Source organism: Reinekea sp. (genome assembly GCF_982785585.1).
Genome location: NZ_CEYAVF010000028.1, coordinates 47208 through 49697, shown reverse-complemented (window position 1 = coordinate 49697; position 2490 = coordinate 47208). Strand labels below are relative to the sequence as shown.

Below are 2490 nucleotides of genomic sequence, written 5' to 3'. Positions count from 1 at the left end.
TGATCATAATCAATAGAATACGGTCGATAACCGCATTGGGGGTCGGTTGGTGCGCCAAGGCCAGCAAGGCCCGATCGGCTTGGCGTAGGATCCGGTTGTCGATATTGTCGAGTGCGTTGATCACGCGCAAGAAATTGGCGACCTGGGCGACCTGTACCTCATTAAAGGGAATAGCCGTATCGCTGGCCTGCTGGAACTCAATGGAATTGTAAAATCGAATACTGTCCTCCAAGGTGGCAATCGCATTGTTGTGGAAGAAAGGTGGCGTGTCGGCCGCTTCGATTACACTGGGTGTATTAAAGGTCAGGTCGCCGAAATTCTCATTCTCGAAGCCCGGCTGGGCGAGCAGGGTGGTGAAGTCACCGGCAGGATTGGTGCCAAAACCACCATCGACGGGACGCAGTTCACCCACCACGGTCACCGCCGGGTCATTCAGCCGGTTTTGTAAAAATTGTTCAATGCCGGTATCGAAATTGCGATTCGCCGGCGTGCTGCCGGTTACATCGGCATTGGCCCCGGCATTGATATGGCAGGCCGCGCAGCTTGTAGTGCCGCCCGCGACGCCATCGCGAAATAACACCTTGCCGGCCTCTGCACCAGCATCTTTGAGGATCAATTCATCGGCGGCACCGGCCAACAAGACCGGATCCTGTTGCCGACCCAGGTCGAGTAAGAAGGCCGTCAAGGCATCGAGTTCGGCCTGGGTTGGGCTGCGAAAATCCGGCTCGGGGCCGGTAAAGCTGCGCCCTAGGGTGAGCGGGTAGTGTTGCACTATGGCCCCGAGTAAAAAATCTTCTAACCGACCTGTGGCCGGGATGCCGTTTATGGTGCCAATGGGCGCGCCATCTCCGGACCAGCCGGTCCGGTCATCGGGCGGGGTGAGACCGTCTGCGGGGGTCACGATGGACGCGCTGAGGCCAATGTTGTGGGGAATGGAACGCATGTTGAAGCGCCTCTCCATATCACCCATGCCATCCTGATTTTCGGTAATTAAGCCAAAGGCGCGCATCAGCGCAGGATTCTCAAAGCGCTGCGGCCTGCCCAGGGCATCCAGATTTTCCGGTGCCCCAAACATCAGCGCCGGGATGAATTCGGCGACGAAGAGCGGATCGTCGGGAGCCAGGGTGGCAATAAAGTCGGCCGTAAGGGTGAAGTTTTCGGTGGCCGGATGACAGGTGCCGCAGGTCCGGCCATTGCCGGCGAAGGTCTCGTTGAAGAATAAGTCTTCTCCCTGGGTCACTAAATCATCGAATACCGCCGGAAACCCAGTGGCGACCTCGGCGCTTGCCGTGGACAGCAGTTGGCCCAGCCTAAACGGCGGCACAGAGTTAAGTGGATTGGGTAAGTTTGAGAGGTTGGCGAGAGTGAGAAATACGCCACTGAGTAACAAAAGGAACATCTTACCGATAGATCTAAGGTGTTTTTGACTGTTCATGGGATTACCTCATGCGAAGCGAATTGATGAAGTTAAGAGGCCCTGAACCCTATACGGATTACTGCCGAGTCTGGTGTGAAAGGCGGGAGACGCTGAAAGGTTAGAGGGGCAGAAATACGTCCCCGTCAGCTGGTAATGCTATTTCGAGCCGGGGCGAAATGTAAAGAAACTTGACAGTATTAGGCGGGAAAAAGGTCGAATTTTTACGATACAGTGAGCTGGTTGGTAAAACTTGACGGGTGCATTTTTGCTCTCCAGGCGCCACCTGTAGGTAAAATGCTCAAATCTGGAATGGGTCCGATATATAGCCCAGGATTGCCGAACGAGACTTTCTTTTTCGATTTCATCATAGTAATGTACTCAGCCTCTATTTTGTTGACGACTGCAGTAAATGACGGCCCATTTTCGCACCTTAGTCTTTATGTTGATGTTTGGCGTTTTTATGTCGAACAACATCATGGTGCCTGTGCATCAGCTCGGTCATATACAAGACAAACACGAAAGAGCGTCTGTGCACGAGCTCGGTCATATACATGACCATCACGAAATGGCCTCTTTGCATGAGTCCAGTCAGACCCATGACGATCAAGAAACCAGCATAACAAACTGCGAAGCCTTTCACGCCATTCACACCGTCGCTTTACCAAACAATGGTTATGCGGTGTTTGCGCCAAGCCCCTCTCGGTGCATAAATACTCAGCGTGATCGCCACGTTGTGACCTTCACTACCAATCTCGCCACGCCCATCCGCGCACCGCCATTTAAAGCCTAAGCAACAGTTCCGATTAATCGCATCACCCATCGATGACAACAGATCGTAAATGAACTCCTATGGACATCTTTAGGCTGTGTTATTGACGCAGCGTAGTGAGTTGTCAATAGCAAAAAATAGGCTAGAAAATGAAACGACTATTCTTAAGCACGGCCCTCGTTGCCGTTAGTATTAATCCCCTCAATGCGGAAGAAAACCGTCAACACGATGCGCATGAACACGGTGCGGCGATGCTAGGCATGGCACAGCAAGGCAAGTTGATTCAGATGGAGTTAGACTCCCC

2 protein-coding genes are annotated in these 2490 nt (G+C 52.9%); one reads left to right on the top strand and one right to left on the bottom strand.

The window, feature by feature from the left end:
- The coding region (locus AC4FIC_RS11600) for a thioredoxin domain-containing protein (protein ID WP_490359415.1) at positions 1–1435 on the bottom strand (1435 nt) is incomplete at its 3' end.
- 391 nt (positions 1436–1826) lie between these two features.
- Here AC4FIC_RS11600 and AC4FIC_RS11595 point away from each other — a divergent pair.
- Positions 1827–2207, top strand: a complete 381-nt coding sequence (locus tag AC4FIC_RS11595; protein ID WP_100256830.1) for a hypothetical protein — start codon at positions 1827–1829, stop codon at positions 2205–2207.
- Positions 2208–2490 lie beyond the last annotated feature (283 nt).